The sequence below is a fragment of the Desulfocicer vacuolatum DSM 3385 genome, assembly GCF_900176365.1.
Taxonomy (GTDB): domain Bacteria; phylum Desulfobacterota; class Desulfobacteria; order Desulfobacterales; family Desulfobacteraceae; genus Desulfocicer; species Desulfocicer vacuolatum.
This window is the reverse complement of sequence record NZ_FWXY01000002.1, coordinates 39830-56869: the sequence shown is the minus strand read 5'-3', so window position 1 is coordinate 56869 and position 17040 is coordinate 39830. Positions and strand designations below refer to the sequence as shown.

21 protein-coding genes are annotated in these 17040 nt (G+C 46.3%); 12 read left to right on the top strand and 9 right to left on the bottom strand.

What is annotated here, in order from left to right; translation table 11 throughout:
- Window positions 1-83 precede the first annotated feature (83 nt).
- The 4 genes from B9A32_RS02190 (at window position 84) to B9A32_RS02175 (ending at window position 2697) form a co-directional block, all read left to right on the top strand.
- Window positions 84-389: a helix-turn-helix domain-containing protein gene (locus tag B9A32_RS02190; protein ID WP_212637606.1), complete on the top strand. Its 306-nt coding sequence runs from the start codon at window positions 84-86 to the stop codon at window positions 387-389.
- Window positions 377-703: a HipA N-terminal domain-containing protein gene (locus B9A32_RS02185; RefSeq protein ID WP_084066743.1), complete on the top strand. Its 327-nt coding sequence runs from the start codon at window positions 377-379 to the stop codon at window positions 701-703. Before B9A32_RS02190 ends, B9A32_RS02185 begins: the two co-directional genes overlap by 13 nt.
- The gene (locus tag B9A32_RS02180; protein ID WP_084066742.1) at window positions 690-1676 is read left to right on the top strand and encodes a HipA domain-containing protein; all 987 of its coding nucleotides are present in this window, start codon (window positions 690-692) and stop codon (window positions 1674-1676) included. Before B9A32_RS02185 ends, B9A32_RS02180 begins: the two co-directional genes overlap by 14 nt.
- Before the next feature lie 139 nt (window positions 1677-1815).
- Window positions 1816-2697: a transposase gene (locus tag B9A32_RS02175; RefSeq protein ID WP_139795678.1), complete on the top strand. Its 882-nt coding sequence runs from the start codon at window positions 1816-1818 to the stop codon at window positions 2695-2697.
- A 68-nt stretch (window positions 2698-2765) separates the two neighbouring features.
- On the opposite strand, the gene B9A32_RS02170 is transcribed toward B9A32_RS02175, so the two are convergent.
- Window positions 2766-3056, bottom strand: coding sequence for a helix-turn-helix domain-containing protein (locus tag B9A32_RS02170; protein WP_084066741.1), 291 nt, complete (start codon window positions 3054-3056; stop codon window positions 2766-2768).
- Window positions 3049-3375 carry a type II toxin-antitoxin system RelE/ParE family toxin gene (locus B9A32_RS02165; RefSeq protein WP_084066740.1) on the bottom strand — a complete coding sequence of 109 codons (327 nt, stop codon included), beginning with the start codon at window positions 3373-3375 and terminating at the stop codon, window positions 3049-3051. The genes B9A32_RS02170 and B9A32_RS02165 overlap by 8 nt, the downstream gene beginning before the upstream one ends.
- Before the next feature lie 255 nt (window positions 3376-3630).
- Here B9A32_RS02165 and B9A32_RS02160 point away from each other — a divergent pair, with 255 nt between their 5' ends.
- A complete protein-coding gene (locus B9A32_RS02160; RefSeq protein WP_084066739.1) occupies window positions 3631-4920 on the top strand; it encodes a nucleotide sugar dehydrogenase in 1290 nt (429 codons plus the stop codon).
- Window positions 4921-5190: 270 nt separating this feature from the next.
- Here B9A32_RS02160 and B9A32_RS02155 read toward each other — a convergent pair whose 3' ends face one another.
- Together B9A32_RS02155 and B9A32_RS02150 are read right to left on the bottom strand one after the other, a co-directional pair.
- Window positions 5191-5607: a type II toxin-antitoxin system HicB family antitoxin gene (locus B9A32_RS02155; protein WP_084066738.1), complete on the bottom strand. Its 417-nt coding sequence runs from the start codon at window positions 5605-5607 to the stop codon at window positions 5191-5193.
- 385 nt (window positions 5608-5992) lie between these two features.
- On the bottom strand, window positions 5993-6298 hold the full coding sequence (locus tag B9A32_RS02150) for a BrnA antitoxin family protein (RefSeq protein WP_170923687.1): 306 nt from the start codon (window positions 6296-6298) through the stop codon (window positions 5993-5995).
- A gap of 652 nt (window positions 6299-6950) precedes the next feature.
- Between B9A32_RS02150 and B9A32_RS21500 the strand changes: the two genes are divergently transcribed.
- From B9A32_RS21500 to B9A32_RS02115, 7 genes are all read left to right on the top strand, one after another.
- Window positions 6951-7223 (top strand): type IV toxin-antitoxin system AbiEi family antitoxin domain-containing protein, encoded by a 273-nt coding sequence (locus B9A32_RS21500; protein WP_212637597.1) that lies wholly within the window; start codon window positions 6951-6953, stop codon window positions 7221-7223.
- 61 nt (window positions 7224-7284) lie between these two features.
- Window positions 7285-7569 carry a type IV toxin-antitoxin system AbiEi family antitoxin domain-containing protein gene (locus tag B9A32_RS21495; protein WP_212637595.1) on the top strand — a complete coding sequence of 95 codons (285 nt, stop codon included), beginning with the start codon at window positions 7285-7287 and terminating at the stop codon, window positions 7567-7569.
- A gap of 219 nt (window positions 7570-7788) precedes the next feature.
- Window positions 7789-8040, top strand: coding sequence for a type II toxin-antitoxin system Phd/YefM family antitoxin (locus B9A32_RS02140; RefSeq protein ID WP_084066737.1), 252 nt, complete (start codon window positions 7789-7791; stop codon window positions 8038-8040).
- The gene (locus B9A32_RS02135; RefSeq protein ID WP_084066736.1) at window positions 8037-8324 is read left to right on the top strand and encodes a Txe/YoeB family addiction module toxin; all 288 of its coding nucleotides are present in this window, start codon (window positions 8037-8039) and stop codon (window positions 8322-8324) included. The genes B9A32_RS02140 and B9A32_RS02135 overlap by 4 nt, the downstream gene beginning before the upstream one ends.
- 88 nt (window positions 8325-8412) lie before the next feature.
- Window positions 8413-9819: an O-antigen ligase family protein gene (locus tag B9A32_RS02125; protein WP_232367003.1), complete on the top strand. Its 1407-nt coding sequence runs from the start codon at window positions 8413-8415 to the stop codon at window positions 9817-9819.
- 218 nt (window positions 9820-10037) lie between these two features.
- The gene (locus tag B9A32_RS02120; RefSeq protein WP_084066734.1) at window positions 10038-11327 is read left to right on the top strand and encodes a nucleotide sugar dehydrogenase; all 1290 of its coding nucleotides are present in this window, start codon (window positions 10038-10040) and stop codon (window positions 11325-11327) included.
- A 64-nt stretch (window positions 11328-11391) separates the two neighbouring features.
- On the top strand, window positions 11392-12345 hold the full coding sequence (locus B9A32_RS02115) for a transposase (protein ID WP_232367002.1): 954 nt from the start codon (window positions 11392-11394) through the stop codon (window positions 12343-12345).
- 76 nt (window positions 12346-12421) lie between these two features.
- On the opposite strand, the gene B9A32_RS02110 is transcribed toward B9A32_RS02115, so the two are convergent.
- The 5 genes from B9A32_RS02110 to B9A32_RS02095 all read right to left on the bottom strand — a co-directional run bounded on the left by B9A32_RS02110 (window position 12422) and on the right by B9A32_RS02095 (window position 17040).
- On the bottom strand, window positions 12422-12916 hold the full coding sequence (locus tag B9A32_RS02110; protein ID WP_084066733.1) for a Crp/Fnr family transcriptional regulator: 495 nt from the start codon (window positions 12914-12916) through the stop codon (window positions 12422-12424).
- 351 nt (window positions 12917-13267) lie between these two features.
- On the bottom strand, window positions 13268-15079 hold the full coding sequence (locus B9A32_RS02105; protein ID WP_084066732.1) for a Na(+)/H(+) antiporter subunit D: 1812 nt from the start codon (window positions 15077-15079) through the stop codon (window positions 13268-13270).
- A complete protein-coding gene (locus tag B9A32_RS02100) occupies window positions 15072-15320 on the bottom strand; it encodes a hypothetical protein (protein ID WP_084066731.1) in 249 nt (82 codons plus the stop codon). The genes B9A32_RS02105 and B9A32_RS02100 overlap by 8 nt, the downstream gene beginning before the upstream one ends.
- A gap of 97 nt (window positions 15321-15417) precedes the next feature.
- On the bottom strand, window positions 15418-15552 hold the full coding sequence (locus tag B9A32_RS22265) for a hypothetical protein (RefSeq protein WP_269748992.1): 135 nt from the start codon (window positions 15550-15552) through the stop codon (window positions 15418-15420).
- A 3-nt stretch (window positions 15553-15555) separates the two neighbouring features.
- A complete protein-coding gene (locus B9A32_RS02095) occupies window positions 15556-17040 on the bottom strand; it encodes a monovalent cation/H+ antiporter subunit D family protein (RefSeq protein ID WP_332308487.1) in 1485 nt (494 codons plus the stop codon).

Here is a 17040-nt window from a genome sequence, read left to right as displayed (position 1 = left end):
TAATGCATACTATTATGATATTTTGTATGCGATAGTCATAATTTTATAAAATATTTTACTTGATTGGTTGTTAAAAAATGAACATGCCTGAAGATAAGCGATTTATGAGCATTGATGAGCACTTGAAAATTATTCAGGAGAAGTACAATCATCTTGCCGGCAGGCTTCACCAATCCGAAACGTTGAAGGATGCCGTCAGCATTGAAAAAACAGGTGAAGTTGTCAGAGCGGCGAGAAAGTCTCAAGGGCTGACCAGGAAGGCATTGTGCCAATTAAGTGGTGTATCATACAGTACACTCAATAAGGTTGAAACCGGTTCGGTCTCAATCCGTTTGGATATTATGATGAAAATTGTAAAAACCCTGGGACTTAATCTATGGATAGGATAGCTAAGGTTTTTTTCAATAAACAGCTGGCCGGGATTTTAAAACAGACCCGGGCAGGATACAGCTTTACCTATGATCGGTCATATCTTGCCGAAGGAACGCCCTTAAGCTTTAATCTACCATTGCAGGAAGATCCTTTTGTGAGCGATCAGCTGTTTTCTTTTTTTGATAACCTGGCCGCTGAAGGGTGGCTTAAAAAGGTACAGACAAAGACTCAAAAAATTAATAAAACTGATAAATTCGGCCTGATTCTGGAGAATGGAAAAGACTTGACAGGTGCGGTAATGATTTTAAGGAACAGCAATGGAATATTGTAGAATCAGCCTTAAACCGATCAAAACACATTCAAAATATCCGGGTTATTTAGATTCTGAATTTAGAAAATTATTTCAAAGCCTCAGGGTTGATCCTGTGCTTTCATTTACACGAAAAGATTTTTTCAGACAAAGTCCGATTAAATCCAAAGGCATTTCTATCTCCGGGGTTCAGCAGAAACTGTCCGTTAAAATTGATTCAAACAAAGAACTGCAAATAACCGCCACTGATGGTGAGTATATTCTTAAACCCAGCCCTGAAATTTTTCCCCATGCTTCAGAAAATGAACATTGTGCCATGTTAACCGGCAAACTGCTTGGAATTGATACAGCAGCTTGTGGTCTGATCTCATTTTCTGATGGCGAACTTGTCTATATTACAAAACGATTTGACCGCAAAGATGATGATAAAATTCATCAGGAAGATCTTGTTCAGGGTTTTGGAATGAAAAGTGAAGACAAATATTCACACAGCTATGAAGCGGCCGGTAAACTCATCAATACCATGACCAATGGCAAAGCTTCTGTTGTCTTTGATTTTTTTCATCGTGTCGTTCATGCATACATCATTGGTAATGATGACATGCACTTGAAAAATATAAGTTTACAAAAATTTCCTGGGAATACCGGGCTGTATTATGATCGGATGACACCCAATTATGATTGTCTTTTTACAACTGCCTTTGACACTGGTTCCAGCTCTGATTTCCTGGCGATTGATCTTCTCGAAGAAGAAAAAAATGGGATATTCTCTAAAGTCTATGAAAAATATGGATTTTATACCGGACATGATTTCAAAATATTAGGCAGCAGGCTGGGTCTGAGAGAAAAACCGATTACAACCCTTATCAATACTATGATAAAAAAAAGAACCCTTTTGATTGATTTAATCAAATGCAGCGTCATGCCTGAAAAGATGAAAGAAAAAGCAGGCGTTATAATTTCTGAAAGAATAAAGGCGCTTGGAATACTGTGAGGCTGTGAGGGTCTGACCTCGATAAGTTTTTGATTTTATAGAAAATGTTTGCTAAAATATGGCTCAAAATGGACTTAGAGTATACTTTTTGATGCCAAAAAGGCGCTTTTAAGCTTTTTAAAATTTTAAGGTGACCAAAATGCCACGTAGAAAAAGACTACATATTCCAGGATTTTTATGGCATATCACCCACAGATGTCATAAAAAAGAGCATCTCCTCAAGTTTGACAAGGACAGAAAAAATTGGCGCAATTGGCTTTTTGAAGCCAAAAAACGGTTTGGACTAAAGGTGTTGACCTATGCGGTCACGTGCAATCATATCCATCTGCTGGCCGCGGACAGTGGCAGAGACGTAATTTCCAAGAGTATGCAGCTGGTGTCCGGCAACACGGGGCAGGCGTACAATGCCCGGAAAAACAGGAAAGGCGCTTTTTGGGAGGATCGATTTTACACAACTGCCATTGAAAACGGTGTTCATTTATTGCGGTGCATGGCCTATATTGAGATGAACATGGTGCGCGCCGGCAGGGTGAAACATCCCAAGGACTGGGAATACTGCGGGTATAATGAAATTTTAGATCCCCCGGAGCGGTATCGATTGATTGATCACGATGCGCTTTATTCCTGTTCCGGTATTTTTGATCAAGATGAATTTAAAAGTTATTACAAAGACTTGGTGGGATATACCTTGAATTATGGCAGTTTGAAGCGAGAAAGCATATGGACCGGTAGCCTGGCTGTGGGGAGTCGCAGATATATTGAAAGCAATGGTGAAAAATTTGGAAGAAACCACAAAATTCAAAGGGTGAAGGCACCCTCATTTCCAGTGAAACGATATGGGCAGATTCGATGTCGGGACAGGGCTGATTTTATCCCCGACCTGGATGGAGTTGTGCCTCCCCCTGTTGAAACTTCCCGGGAAGATTATGCAATTTATGAAGACCAAAGTTCTTACAATGCTGTTTTTGCCCCCGAAAACTGGGTTTTAAGAGGTGAAAATGCTGTTGTTTGGGAAGAATAATTATCAATTATAGATACTTATCGGGGTCAGACCCGCACTAAAAGCACTACACTAATATGATTGGTTTCTCAAACAGGCCTGAATTCAATATCAACCTTGTAGCCCAGGGCAGCTGCATATTTTGAGATTGTTTTAAATGTGGGATAGGAAATATTCTCACCGGATTCCAGCCTGGAGATATTGCTTTTGTTGGTTCCCATTATCCGGGCAAGTTGTTCCTGGGTTACACCTTTGGCTGTTCTTAGCTTAATTAATTTGCGTCGTAGTTCAAACACCGGTCCAAGGGCGTCATATTCTTTTTTTACTGCTGTATTTTTCAATGCTTCATCTTTAAAATTTTCAAAACTGAGATCATCCATTTTTAACCTCCTTCATTCTTTTAACGACAAGGCTCATATCTTTTTTGGGCGGCTTCATACTTTTTTTGATTATTGAGTGCAAGACGACGATCTGCTTTTCTTCAATGGCGCAAAAAAACGACCTTGCGATACCTTCACGTCCTTTTGCTCTTATCTCAAACAGCCCTTTCCCCAGCGGCGCGGTGTGCGGCCTGCCCAAATCCGGCCCGAACTCTTCAATAAGCTCAAATGTTCGGATCAAATTGGCAACAATACCGGCGGGGAGTTCTAATGTTTGTTTTTTGACCTTATCATTATAAAATTTTATTCTCCAATTCATAAGTTGAAAGTTATCAAATTTGATAACACCTGTAAAGGTTTTTAGTCTTTTTAGTCGGGATAATGGTTTCTGGACCCCGTTAAGTTTTTGTTTTTCCCTATAGCCGGGTCTGACCCCGATAAGTTGTTGTTTTTATGCATAATGTTATCTAAAATATGGGCAAAAAAGGGCTTAGCGCATACTTTTCGATGCCAAAAAGGGGCGTTTAAGCCAAATCTGACCCCAATTGAATTTTGATTTAAAAAGGTAAAATTGATGAATAATCAATCTAAGATAGCTGTTGTCGGGCTCGGTTATGTCGGGCTGCCCCTGGCAATTCATTTTGGTGAAAAATTTGATACTGTGGGATTTGATCTCAAGGAGAGCATTGTCAAAAATTGTGGGGAGATGAAAGATCCCACCGGCGAGGTGAGTCAAGAGGAGTTTCAACGGGCCGTTCGGTTTACGGCAACCTGTAATCCTGCCATGCTTTCCGACGCCGATTACATTGTGGTGGCCGTGCCCACCCCCATTGACCGCGCAAGACGTCCTGATCTGGGGCCGGTGGAAGGGGCATCCAGAATCGTTGGGAAAAACATGAAAAAAGGGGCTCTGGTGATTTTTGAGTCCACGGTGTATCCCGGGGTGACAGAGGATCTTTGTGTGCCCATTCTGGAGCAGGAGTCTGGGTTCAAGTGGAAGGAAGATTTCCATGTGGGCTATTCCCCCGAGCGCATCAACCCCGGTGACAAAGAGCATACCCTGACCAAGATCATCAAGGTGGTGTCCGGGGATGATGAACCCACCCTGGAACGGGTGGCTGCATTGTATGAATCCATTGTCACTGCCGGTGTGCATCGCACGGTTACCATCAAGGAGGCCGAGGCAGCCAAGGTGATTGAAAACACCCAGCGGGATCTCAATATCGCCCTGATGAACGAGCTGGCCCTGATTTTTGATCGACTGGGCATTGATACCAAAAATGTGCTGGAAGCGGCGGGTTCCAAGTGGAATTTTTTGAAGTTCTCACCGGGGCTTGTGGGGGGGCATTGTATTGGGGTTGATCCCTATTATCTGACATTCAAGGCGGAATCCGAGGGGTATCATCCCGAGGTTATTCTGGCAGGCAGACGCATCAATGACAACATGGGCCGGTTTGCGGTGGAAAAAACGGTGAAGATGATGATTAATGCAAGCCAGAATATCAAGAACGCCCGGGTGGGGGTTTTGGGCCTGACATTTAAGGAGGATTGCCCGGATCTGCGTAATACAAGGGTAATTGATATTGTCTCTGAATTAAAGGATTATGGTGCTGATGTGCTGGTCCATGATCCCATGGCCGATGCCGCCGAGGCCCATAATTACTATGGTGTGGATCTGCAGCCCTGGGAAAAGATGACCGATCTTGGTGCCTTGATCATTGCCGTACCCCACCGCAAGTATAGAGAGATGCCTGTTTCAGACTTCACCGCCTGCCTCAATAAAAAGGGCTGCCTGATAGACGTAAAGTCCATGCTCGACGTCAATGCCGTAAACAAAACCGGCATAAACTTCTGGCGCCTGTAATTGGGGTCAGGCCTGCGTTGTTGTCGTCCCTGGGGGGTAAAGTATCTCCTTTTGTACGGCGGCTGCGCCACCGTGAATCGCAGTGCTGACTGCGTCAGCACCTTGTCCCGGCGCTCCGCGCCTGAACAGGGTCCTGGGCTGGACAGCCCACGCCGTTCAGTACCGAGATTATTTAGTTGTTACAGGCCTGGCCCTTTGGGCTATGTTGTTTATTATCTGATTGCTCTGCTCATTGACAAGATAGCGTGGGTACGTTGACCGGCACCGGAATTATTCAAAACTTAACACAAGCTTTTTACCAAGGGCAGCAGCCTTATCAATCATTTTCAAAGTCGGCGAATTGTGGGGATTTTCAAGGCGTTTGACCGAAGGCCATGAAGTTTCAAGGGCGCGGGCCAACTCTGCCAATGATTTGCCCTTCCGCGCCCTGCGAACAAGCAGAGCCGCCTGAACCTTCACGTCGGGAGAAATTAAATAAATATTTTTACCGGTTATGTTGGAAGGTTCTGGAATTTCCTGTTCTTCATCAAGGCGGTACTCCATGGTGAGAGTGAGAACTTCAGAAGCGTTAAAAAGTGCTTCCTCCATAGTTTCTCCCTGGGTCATTGCCTCTTCGATGTCGGGAAATGAAACAAAGAAGATGCCGTCTTCTTCTTCAGTTATCTGTACCGGATATTCGATTTTCATTTTAGCTTTACTCCTGTTTGTTTTTCGATTGCCTTTAACAGGTCACTTCCTATGGATAATAAATGGTGGCTACCTATGGCCGGGTTCTATGGCCGGGTCTGATCCCGCTAAGTTTTTGTTTTTATAAAGAATATTGCCTTGAAAATGGGCAAAAATGATCTTAGCGTGTACTTTTTGAGGTCAAAAAGTGGCTTTTAAGCAAGGGCCTATTGGGGTTAGGCTTGGCTTATTGGTGTTTTTGGGGGGGGGCGGGGACAGATTTAAAAATTTGTCCCTAAGCGCAAGGGGGCAAAGCATAGTCCTTTCTTTCACGGCGGCTGCGCCACCGTGACGTTCAGGTTGAGAGCTTGCCTTGATGATTAATGGGTGCAACCATCGGGTACCGTTATTCCCTGGCTGCGGATAACTCCTCCCTGATGATTTGTCTCAGCATTGTTTCCATATCAGGCGCGGAGTGTGACGGCGTTGAGATTACGCGTCTCAAGGTGTCATTGATCAGCGTTTGATAGCCTCTTTTACCGGCTTTGGCTTTGAAGTACTTGACGAGGTCGGCGTCAAGCATGATGGTGATCCGCTGTTTTTTCTTCAAAGGCTTCAAAGCCCTGCGGAAAACAGCCTTGTCAAAATCTGCCTGGGTAACTTCGGGGTATTCATCGTCCATAAAGGTTTCTGAAATAGAGTTTTTGTTCATTTTGATATTATGCATATTGTTATGCATATTGTTATGCATATTGTCAATCAGGTTTTTTATTTTAGGTGGCCCAGCCAGGACTATGAAAATTGATCAAACTCAAATATCGTGAAGCGTACAAAAAATGGAAAAGATAACCCATAAACCCATGAAAGATCGAATATTCTTATCTCCTCCACACTTGGGCACTCTTGAACAGCAATATGTAAATGATGCCTTTGAGAGCAACGTCTATAGGCCGGGTCTGACCCCGTTAAGTATTTGTTTTTATGTGTAATGTTGTCTAAAGTATGGCCAAAAACGGCCTTAGAGTGCACTTTTTGATGCCCAAAAGGGGCTTTTAAGCAAGGGCATAGTGGGCTTGGCTTATGGGCGTTGTTGGGGGGGTAAAGTACAGCGCTGATAGATCCAATGAATATGCTCTGCCGACCTTCGGCCTTGTAAAGAGGTAGATTTCGTTTATTACCTGTTCTGCTGTTAACATGTTGATCCTCTTTTTTATAGGTGTTTTTTTAAATTTTTATGATTTGTTGTTGTTATAAGTTCAACTGTGAGTTGGGCCTGACCCCACACTCCTGTAGTTTAACTTGCTTTTTTTGTTGAAAAGGATAGTATTTACCCTACTTGTAAATATATAGGGAACTTATTATCCATGATCAAAAAGAAAAATAAGAGCAACGCCTGTGAAAAGGCCAGGCTGATCATTCGTGAAGGCGGAGGGATGATTAAAACGTCCGAGGCGATTCAGGCCGGAATACATCCCAGAACGCTTTATCAGCTGCGGGATATGGGAGATCTCGAGCAGATTTCCAGAGGGATTTACCGACTGGCGGAGATTGAAACCGTTTCAAGCCCCGATCTTGTTATTGTTGCCACCAGAATTCCCATTTCGGTCATCTGCCTTATATGCACTGTCCTTCCATGAAATTACAACACAAATTCCCCACGAAGTTTCTGTCGCAATACCACAGGATAGCAAACCTCCTGTGATCCACTATCCACCAATGCAATTTCATAAATTTTCTGCAGGGTCGTTTCAGGCCGGCGTTGAGAGTCATCAAATTGACGGCGTTACCGTCAAGGTTTACAGTCCGGAAAAAACACTGGCAGACTGCTTTAAGTTTCGGAACAAAATTGGAATGGATGTCGTGCTTGAGGCTCTGAAACTCTATAAAAGCAGAATGAAATTCGATCATAAAAAAATTCTGGAGTACGCCAGGATTTGCCGCGTGAATAAAATTGTGCTCCCTTATTTGGAGGCAAATATATGACATCTCGCCAAAACATATCCGCTTCGGTGAAACGTGGGGTCAGGCTTCGTTTATTGTGGTTATTGGGGGGTAAAGTATACGGCTTTTATCTGCCCTGAGATCTGTTGCGTAATTTTAGAAAGCCCTTTGGGAGCTTTCCCGACAGGGCGTTATATTTGACAGCAGTACTTCAATACGGTACTGTTGTGTGAGAATCATCTGGAAACGGGGAGAAATGAAATGAAAGAGACAACAGCAAATGAGTTTCGAAAGAAACTGAAATATTATGTGGATATGACCATTGAAAATCATAAACCTTTGAGGATCAATCGTCGCAATGGACAGAATTTTGTAGTTCTCAGTGAATCGGATTGGAAAGCAATTGAGGAAACTTTGTACCTGAATCAGTTTGCCGGTCTTGTTGAAAGTATTCACGATGCGGCGGCAGAATCTTTGGATGAGGGTACCGCCCTTGAGGACCTGGACTGGTGAGCTGGAAGGTTATCTTATCAAAAAAAGCCGTTAAAGATTCAAAAAAAATCAAATCCGCAGGACTTAAACCCCAGACGGAAAGATTGCTTCTCCTACTTTCAGAAAATCCCCTTCAGTCACCGCCAGCTTATGAAAAATTGGTTGGTAACCTCAATGGCTTTTACTCCCGACGTATCAATATTCAACATCGGCTGGTTTATGATATTGATAAAACAGCCCGGATTGTACATGTGCTCAGGATGTGGACGCATTATGAGTCAGGCTTCGCTTATTGTGGTTATTGAGTGTAAAGTATCGGCGGTTGTGCAATAACGCTAATAAGCGAAGCCTGACCCCCTCATTGTGACCCCCTCATTGCGTGAGGATATTATAATGGACGATGTTCATTCAGTATTTAAAACAGTATTTAAAAATTCCGGGTTTTTGGTGGTATGCTCACTGGTGGTGTTGACGCCCATGTTCAGGGGGGCTGTGCACTTGTGGGCAGAGACTGTGATTCAGATGCTGGTTTTGACCGGGGGATTGTTTGTTTTTCTGGGGAAGTTGTTATCCAGGGATCCATCAGAGGCTGTCCCGACAGCGGAAATCCAGGGCCCAGGGGTAACAAAAAGGCGTTCAAAAGGGCGGATAGATTCGGAAAAGGTCAGTCGTTCCATGGGCTCGTCCGGTTCAAGAATAACTAAATCTTCCGGGAGAGGGGCAGGTTTAGGGCTTTCGGCAAAGCAGATAGGTTGGTTGGTGGTGGTTCCCTGCACCTTGCTGGGGGCGTGGGCCACCTTTTTTTCCCGCCAGGGTAGCCTTGCCATGGAAGGCATGATCATGCTGGTGACCTATCTGGCCTTGTTTTACATTGCCTGTGATGTGGTGCGAACCAGAAAGGAGCAGCGTATTCTGGTGGGGGTTATTGTGGGCATGGCTTTGTTTTTGTCCATTATTGGCATGCTGAAGCGTTTTGATCTGCTGGTGTTTCCCTGGTGGGATTACTCCGAAGAGCTGGGAAAGGGGGGCAGGGGGCTTTCCCTGTCAGGCGTATATGTGAATCGTAATCATATGGCCGGTTTTCTGGAGATGTCTATTCCGGTGTTGCTGGGGCTGTTTCTCACCCGATCCCGGAGTATTGAAGTGCGCACCGGTATGATCTGCCTGGTGTTGTTTTTAATTGTGGCCCAGGCATTGACACTTTCCCGGGGGGGATGGACCGCCACCGTGGGGGCCCTGGTTTTCATGATGGTGGTGCTGCTACTGAAAAAGGGGTTTCAGCAAAAAAGGCTCATTGCGGGTATTGCCGTGTCCGTGGTTGTGGTGGGGGCAATTATTCTTGCCAGTACGCCGGTGGTGCAGAGGATTACAACCCTGACAAAGGTGGAATTAGATGATAATCTTATCGGCCGGATTACCTTTTGGGACGGGACGGAAACCCTGATTAAAGACAATCTTTACACCGGCACAGGGCCTGGCACCTATGCCGAGGCGTTTCCCGCCTATCAAGCCCCGGGCATGGCCGTGCTGCCGCTGTATGCCCACCAGGATTATCTGCAGTTCATGGCCGACACCGGCATCTTTTTTATCCCGCTGGTGCTGTGGCTGCTGTTTCTCTTTTTCCGGGAGGGCTTTCGAAAACTAAATGGCCGAAGCCGCCAGACCATGGGCATCACCCTGGGCTGTATGGCGTCCATGGTAGCCATTCTAATCCACAGTTTTTCCGACTTCAATCTTCACATCCCCGCCAATATCGTCCTATTCACAGTCTTAACCGCCATGGTCTTTAAGCGGGTCTGACCCCGTTAAGTTTTTGTTTTTATATGAAATGTTTGATTGAATATGAGTCAAAACGGCCTTAGCGTGCACTTTTTGATGCCCAAAAGGGGCATTTAAGCAATCTGATTTGGGGTCCGGCTTGGCTTATTGTGGTTATTTAGGGGGAAAAGTATCGGCAGTTTTACAATAACGCTAATAAGCGAAGCCTGACCCCCATTTTATTTAAAAAGGTAAAATTGATGAATGATCAATCTAAGATAGCTGTTGTTGGGCTTGGTTATGTTGGGCTTCCCCTGGCAATTCATTTTGGTGAAAAATTTGATACGGTTGGGTTTGACCTCAAAGAGAGTATCATTGAAAATTGCCGAATTATGGAAGATCCCACCGGTGAGGTGTCTCGGGAGGAGTTTGCCCGGGCAGTTCGGTTTACAGCCACCTGCGATCCTGCCATGCTGTCCGATGCCGATTACATTGTGGTGGCCGTGCCTACCCCCATTGATCGCGCCAGACGTCCGGATTTAAGGCCCGTGGAAGGGGCCTCCAGAACCGTTGGAAAACACATGAAAAAAGGGGCGCTGGTGATTTTTGAGTCCACGGTGTATCCCGGGGTGACCGAGGATTTGTGTGTGCCCATTCTGGAGCAGGAGTCGGGACTCAAATGGAAGGAAGATTTCCATGTGGGGTATTCCCCCGAGCGCATCAACCCCGGTGACAAAGAGCACACGTTAACAAAGATCACCAAGGTGGTATCCGGGGATGATGAACCCACCCTGGAACGGGTGGCGGCATTGTATGAATCCATTGTCACCGCTGGGGTGCATCGCACGGTTACCATTAAAGAAGCCGAGGCCGCCAAGGTGATTGAAAACACCCAGCGGGATTTGAACATTGCCCTGATGAACGAGTTGGCCCTGATTTTTGACCGATTGGGCATTGATACCAAACATGTGCTGGAGGCGGCAGGGTCCAAGTGGAATTTTCTGAAGTTTTCACCGGGTCTGGTGGGGGGCCATTGCATTGGGGTAGACCCTTATTATCTGACATTCAAGGCAGAATCCGAGGGGTATCATCCCGAAGTGATCCTGGCAGGCAGGCGCATCAATGACAACATGGGCCGGTTTGTGGTGGAAAAAACCGTGAAAATGATGATTAATTCCAGCCAGAATATCAAGAACGCCCGGGTGGGGGTGTTGGGCCTGACCTTTAAGGAGGATTGCCCGGATTTACGAAATACCCGGGTTATTGATATCATTGATGAACTAAAAGATTATGGTGCTGAGGTGCTGGTGCATGATGCCATGGCCGATGGGGCGGAAGCCCTTAACTACTATGGTGTGGAGCTACAGCCCTGGGAAAAAATGACCGATCTGGGTGCCTTGATCATTGCCGTGCCCCACCAACAGTACAGAGAATTATCCGTATCAGACTTCACCGCCTGCCTGAATAATAAAGGCTGCCTCATAGACGTAAAGTCCATGCTGGACATGGATGCCGTCAACAAAACCGGCATAAACTTCTGGCGCCTCTAATGGGGTCAGGCTTCGTTTATTGTGGTTATTGTATTGTGGACATATTCATGGTATGGAAATAGTTATGGCAAGAAAACCTCGGATACACTACCCAGGCGCAATTTATCATGTGATGATCAGGGGAAACGCAAAGCAGCCTATTTTTCATGGTGACGAAGAATATCGGTATTTTGAAGATATTCTGGCCCAGGGGCTGGAGCAACATTCGCTCATATTGCATGCGTACTGCTGGATGAAAAATCATGTTCACATGGCATTGCAGGTTACAGATAAACCACTTTCAAAATTGATGCAAAATATCTCCCAGCGTTATACATACTGGTTCAATAAGCGGTATGACCGGGTGGGGCATCTTTTCCAGGGGCGGTATAAAGCCATTCTTGTGGACAAAGATGCTTATTTCACGGAGTTGATCCGATATATTCACCTTAATCCGGTGCGATCGAATCTGGTGAGCGATCCAATTGATTACCCGTTGAGCAGCCATGCTGCATACACCGGGCGTGTGAAATCACCCGGTTGGTTAACCGTTGATAAGGGGCTGGGACAATTTGGCAAAACAGAAATTGCTGCACAGGCTGCCTATTTGCATTTTATGGGACAAACCACAGAAAAAGAGCTTCTGGAGCAGCTTCGCCATGGCACCGGGCAGGGTCGAATACTCGGCAGTGAAGATTTTATTAAAGGAGCACTGAAACAAAATAAGGAAAAGATTTCAACGAAGATTACCATTGAGCAGATAGTGGATGTTGTGGCAAAGGTATATCAAGTTTCACCGATGGAACTGACAAGTGCCAGTCGTGCAAGGCATCCGGCAGAAGCAAGAGCCGTCATTGCACTGATCGGTATGGATTGTTTTGATTTTTTGTTGTCAGATTTTGCGCACTATTTTAACCGGAATATGCCATCAATGAGCAGATTGGTGAAGGATGTACGTACCCGTCTTACAAAAAATCGGTCAATGCATGAAAAAATAGAATGTATCAAAAAACGAATAACCGCAATAAGCGAAGCCTGACCCCCATTTGGGTTTACCCCGTAAGGGGTCAAAAAGCTGTTTTTCAAGTTTTCCGTTTTTAAGAAGGATAAATAAATCAGACCTTGGTGTCATCCGTTTCCAGTTCGTGGATGTCGGGGTGGCTGTGCATGGATCTCAGAAACTGTTCGGTTCTGAGGATCACGCGGGTGTTCAGAACCCGGGCAGCCTGTTTCATGATGAAGTATCCCATGGAGTGGTCATTGTCCATGAGGTCCAGCAGGACGTCTTTGTGTATGGCATACACAATGGCACTTTCACTGCAGATGGCCGTCATCACCCGTCGGGGTGCATATAATAGAACGGACAAGCCAAAGGATTCCCCCGGGTCCACCGTACCCACCGTTGCAATGATGTCCTCGGATATTTTCTGCTCCAGCAGAATTTTTCCTGATTTTACCATGAAAAAATTATCAGCCGGATCTCCTTCATTAAAGATGATTTCACCGGCTTCAACCCTCCATTCTTCGGTGACGGGTACAAATTTTTCAAGCATTTCATCTGTGAGAGATTCCAGGAATTGGTCTTTTCTGAGTTCAGCCTTGGTTATCATATGCTCTCCACATTGTTATGATATTTTTTTATATGAAATTCCGTTCAAAATTCTGTAATCATGGGAGTTTCAAACTTTGTTGTGGCTGGTATTCACAGCCATCTATCTTTCAAATATTCCATAATTGTAATTCGCTGGGTCATGCTCAATCCTAAACATTAGCTTTGAGTGTGCAGTAGCCTTTAAGTTTACCTCAGCAGAGCCGCCCCCCCGATGGGGAATAGGAACCGGACAATTGAGCTGTCTACAGTTCCGGTCCGGGACCATTGCCCATCGGGGGGGCGGCGGTATAATACCATTTGGCTCCGCGTCTACGACCCTATATTTGTTGTGTCCGGCAGGACATGTGGGTTATACAAAAAAGTAAAACACCACAATCATCAAGCCCGCACAGGCGGCAAAAATGCCAATGGGAGATGTACCGGTGTTAAAGGCCTTTTCCACATCCGGACCTGATGCATTGGCCACATCCGGGGATGCCCCGTTTTGATCCTTGCCGCTGCCAATGGGCTTACCGCCATTGGCGCGCAATATGGGATATAAAACCGCACCGGTCAGCTTCACTGTGGCATTGGTGGCAAATTCATTGATTTTAACGGTTAATGTTTTCACAAAAATAAGGTCACAAACTGTGTTGATACCGTTGAAAATCCTGGCACAGACAGCCTCAAGCCCCTTGAGGGGTTTTCTGTAAAACCAGTCAAAATCTATGTTGATGGCCCGCATTTCCGCCGGATAAATCCCGGACAGTAACAACAGAGTAAAGGCCAGGGCAGAGTAAAACAACAGCTCTGTCTGGGTGACAATGTGGGACAATGTATAGGGCTCATAAGTGGCCGCATAGGGTAAAATGCTGTAAAGCGGTTTATAAAAGGTGCCGTTAAAGATGCATAAAAACGCTGCAAGACCCATGGCAATGAGCATGTGCGTGGGCGCTTCCTTGACCTTATGCCCGGCATCATGGCCGAAAAAGGCAAAAAACGGAATCTTGATACCGGCATGGTGAAACACACCGGCAGATGCAAAAAGCAGCACCAGCCACACAGCAATCATGTGGTGGTTACCGGCCGCAGACATCACCATGGATTTACTGACAAACCCGCTGAAAAGGGGAAAAGCCGATATGGAGGCGGCCCCCACAATACAAAAGGCAGCGGTCCAGGGCATGCATTTATAAAGTCCCCCAAGGTCCGTGGCATTGATTTTTCCGGTGCGGTACATCACAGCCCCCATGGACATGAAAAGAAGGCCCTTAAATAAAATATCATTAAAAGCATGGGCCACAGCCCCGTTAATGGCAAGCTCCGATCCAATGCCGATGCCCACCACCATGAATCCCACCTGGTTTACCAGACTGTATGCCAGTACCCGGCGAAGATCATTTTCAATCACAGCAAAAAAGATGGGAAAGGCGGCCATGCCCACCCCGATCCAGATGAGAAGCTCTGTGCCGGGAAAGGCCCTTGCCAGGGCATAAACAGCGGTTTTGGTGGTAAAGGCACTTAAAAACACTGTGCCGCCGATGGTGGCTTCGGGATAGGCATCGGTGAGCCAGGTGTGAAGAAACGGCCAGGCGCAGTTGACCCCGATACCCATGAAGATAAACCAGGACGCTGCATCGGTGAGTCCAATAAATCCAAATTTAATGGAACCTGTTTTCATCACCATCATCACAATACCGGCCAGCAAACTCAACCCGCCGGTGACATGGACCAGTAAATATCTAAACCCGGCAGCAGCAGAGGCCTTGGTGCCCCTGGCCCAGATGAGCATCACAGAGCCCACGGTGAGGGTTTCCCAGAAAACAAAAAACGAGAACAGATCCCCGGCAAATATGGTGCCAAGGGCAGCCCCGGCATAGACAAACCCTGCCACATATTCAAGGTTCTTTTTCACATGCAGGATGTAAATAATGGTGATAAAGGAGACGATGTGAAAAATATAGCCAAAGGCAAGGCTTAAGCGGTCTATGCGCACAATTGTAAGGGTGTAATCCAGAAACGGCACAGTCATCAAGGTGCCCATGGGAATGGAAAGCAGGTTGATAAACCCCAGCACAGGCAAAATCACCACATAGACGGAGCGCGCCTTTCCACTGAGAAAGGGAATGAGAAATGCACCGATGATGAATATGAATGCCGGGGGGATACAGACGTTATTCATAATAATCCTCCTTTCGTTTCACCAGGGGCCGCAGGATAAACCGTGACACCAGCACCAGCAAAACACAGGCCACAAATCCGAAAATGGCATAAAAAACCGGCCAGTTTTCCCAGGGAAAGTGGGCATGTTTATGAACAAAAAAATCCAGGATAAAGAGAATCACCACAGAGGTGAAAAAAATGGCCAGGAGCCTTTTCACATTTTTGGGATTGTCAAACATATGCTTTTTTTCATTTTTCATGATCAATGAATCCTTAAATATCGGGCCCCGGCCCCACCGGTGTTATCCATACTAACAACACAAGACGACAAAGACCCAGGGCTGACCCCACAGATTTTTAAAATGAGCTTAGGAACACCATGCCAAGGTAGAGGACACTTAAGGTGAAAACCACCAGAAATACAGGTTTATATCCCGGCACGGCATCGTGTTTGAGTTCCATTTTTTCTTTGTGTCTTTTTTTTTCTTCCATTATTTATCCTCCCAGTACATTTTGGACAGCAAGTTTGGCAAGGTTGAGAAAGGGCTGGGGATAGAAAAACAGAACAACGGAAATACCCGCCGTGATAACCAGGGGCACCACACACCACAATGGGGCCTCATTTACTTTATCTTCAAACAGCATCTCCTCCGGGCTGCAGAAAAAGGCGTTGTAAAACACCGGGAAAAAATAGGCGGCATTTAAAAAAGAGCTGGACAAGAGCACAAACAAAAAGGCGATGTGACCCGCTTCAATGGTGCCAAGCACCAGATACCACTTGCTGATGAATCCGCCGCAGGGGGGAAGCCCCACCACACTTAAGGAGCCTATCAAAAAGGCGGTCATGGTGATGGGCATGCGTCTGCCTATGCCCTTCATTTTGCTGATGTACTTGATGCCCGTGGCACAGAAAATGGCCCCGGCACAGAAAAACAAAGTGATTTTGCCAAAGGCATGCATGGCAATGTGGAGCATGCCGCCGGTCATGCCCGATTTTGATAAAAGGGCCACACCCAGAACAATGTAAGAAAGCTGGCCAATGGTGGAAAAGGCCAGCCGCCTTTTAAGTTCATCCTGGGAAAGGGCAATCATGGAGGCCACAATAACGGTGAAAGAGGCAATGACACACACAACAAGGCTGATATTATAATCGGCCAGCACCCCGGTGCCCACAATGCCTGTGAACACCCGCACCACACTGAAGGCACCCACCTTGACCACGGCAACGGCATGGAGAAGGGCACTCACCGGAGTGGGGGCCACCATGGCCGCCGGCAGCCAGGAGTGCATGGGCATGATACCCACCTTGGCAAATCCAAAGAGAAACATAAGGCTAAGCACCAGGGCCGTGCCCGATGTCACATGGCCCGCCATCACTCCATGACCGGTGAAATCCAGGGTTCCGGTGAAGTGGTAGGTGATGAGCATGGCAGGCAGGGCAAACCCGATGGAGCCGCCAAGGATGTAAAACAGATATTTTCTACCCGAGCTTCTGGCCTCTTTGTCCTGGTGATGGGTGACAAGGGGGTAGGTGGCAAGGGAGAGCATTTCGTAAAAAAGATACATGGTTAAAAGGTTGGCGGAAAAGGCAACCCCGATGGTGGCGGACAATGCCACGGCAAAGAAGCAGAAATACCGCGTCTGGCTGTGTTCATCAAGACTTCTCATGTACCCGATGGAGTAGATGGACGTGACGATCCACAGAGAAGATGCCACCAGAGCAAAGAGCATGCCAAAGGCATCCACCCGAAAGGTGATTCCAAGATTGGGAAACACCTGGAACACCGTGTATTCCACCACCCCTTTGTTAAGTACCAAAGGAAGCATTGATAATACCAGGACAAGCTTGATGCCTGCCGCAGCAAAGGTCCATGATTCCCTGATATTCTGTGATCGGCTTGAGATAATACCGGGTATGGCAATCAGAGAAACAAGAACGGCCAGAAAGGGCTTTACAGAGAAGACGGTTTCCATTGGCAT

Bases quoted from the DNA above. Each gene is read 5' to 3' on its own strand.
- B9A32_RS02180 (WP_084066742.1), top strand. From the start codon at position 690: ATGGAATATTGTAGAATCAGCCTTAAACCGATCAAAACACATTCAAAA.
- B9A32_RS02160 (WP_084066739.1), top strand. From the start codon at position 3,631: ATGAATAATCAATCTAAGATAGCTGTTGTCGGGCTCGGTTATGTCGGG.
- B9A32_RS02110 (WP_084066733.1), bottom strand. From the start codon at position 12,916: ATGATAACCAAGGCTGAACTCAGAAAAGACCAATTCCTGGAATCTCTC.
- B9A32_RS02185 (WP_084066743.1), top strand. From the start codon at position 377: ATGGATAGGATAGCTAAGGTTTTTTTCAATAAACAGCTGGCCGGGATT.
- B9A32_RS21500 (WP_212637597.1), top strand. From the start codon at position 6,951: ATGATCAAAAAGAAAAATAAGAGCAACGCCTGTGAAAAGGCCAGGCTG.
- B9A32_RS22265 (WP_269748992.1), bottom strand. From the start codon at position 15,552: ATGGAAGAAAAAAAAAGACACAAAGAAAAAATGGAACTCAAACACGAT.
- B9A32_RS02170 (WP_084066741.1), bottom strand. From the start codon at position 3,056: ATGGATGATCTCAGTTTTGAAAATTTTAAAGATGAAGCATTGAAAAAT.
- B9A32_RS02115 (WP_232367002.1), top strand. From the start codon at position 11,392: ATGGCAAGAAAACCTCGGATACACTACCCAGGCGCAATTTATCATGTG.
- B9A32_RS02165 (WP_084066740.1), bottom strand. From the start codon at position 3,375: ATGAATTGGAGAATAAAATTTTATAATGATAAGGTCAAAAAACAAACA.
- B9A32_RS02140 (WP_084066737.1), top strand. From the start codon at position 7,789: ATGAAAGAGACAACAGCAAATGAGTTTCGAAAGAAACTGAAATATTAT.
- B9A32_RS02150 (WP_170923687.1), bottom strand. From the start codon at position 6,298: ATGAACAAAAACTCTATTTCAGAAACCTTTATGGACGATGAATACCCC.
- B9A32_RS02155 (WP_084066738.1), bottom strand. From the start codon at position 5,607: ATGAAAATCGAATATCCGGTACAGATAACTGAAGAAGAAGACGGCATC.
- B9A32_RS02175 (WP_139795678.1), top strand. From the start codon at position 1,816: ATGCCACGTAGAAAAAGACTACATATTCCAGGATTTTTATGGCATATC.
- B9A32_RS02100 (WP_084066731.1), bottom strand. From the start codon at position 15,320: ATGAAAAATGAAAAAAAGCATATGTTTGACAATCCCAAAAATGTGAAA.
- B9A32_RS02095 (WP_332308487.1), bottom strand. From the start codon at position 17,040: ATGCCAATGGAAACCGTCTTCTCTGTAAAGCCCTTTCTGGCCGTTCTT.
- B9A32_RS02190 (WP_212637606.1), top strand. From the start codon at position 84: ATGCCTGAAGATAAGCGATTTATGAGCATTGATGAGCACTTGAAAATT.
- B9A32_RS02105 (WP_084066732.1), bottom strand. From the start codon at position 15,079: ATGAATAACGTCTGTATCCCCCCGGCATTCATATTCATCATCGGTGCA.
- B9A32_RS02125 (WP_232367003.1), top strand. From the start codon at position 8,413: ATGGACGATGTTCATTCAGTATTTAAAACAGTATTTAAAAATTCCGGG.
- B9A32_RS02120 (WP_084066734.1), top strand. From the start codon at position 10,038: ATGAATGATCAATCTAAGATAGCTGTTGTTGGGCTTGGTTATGTTGGG.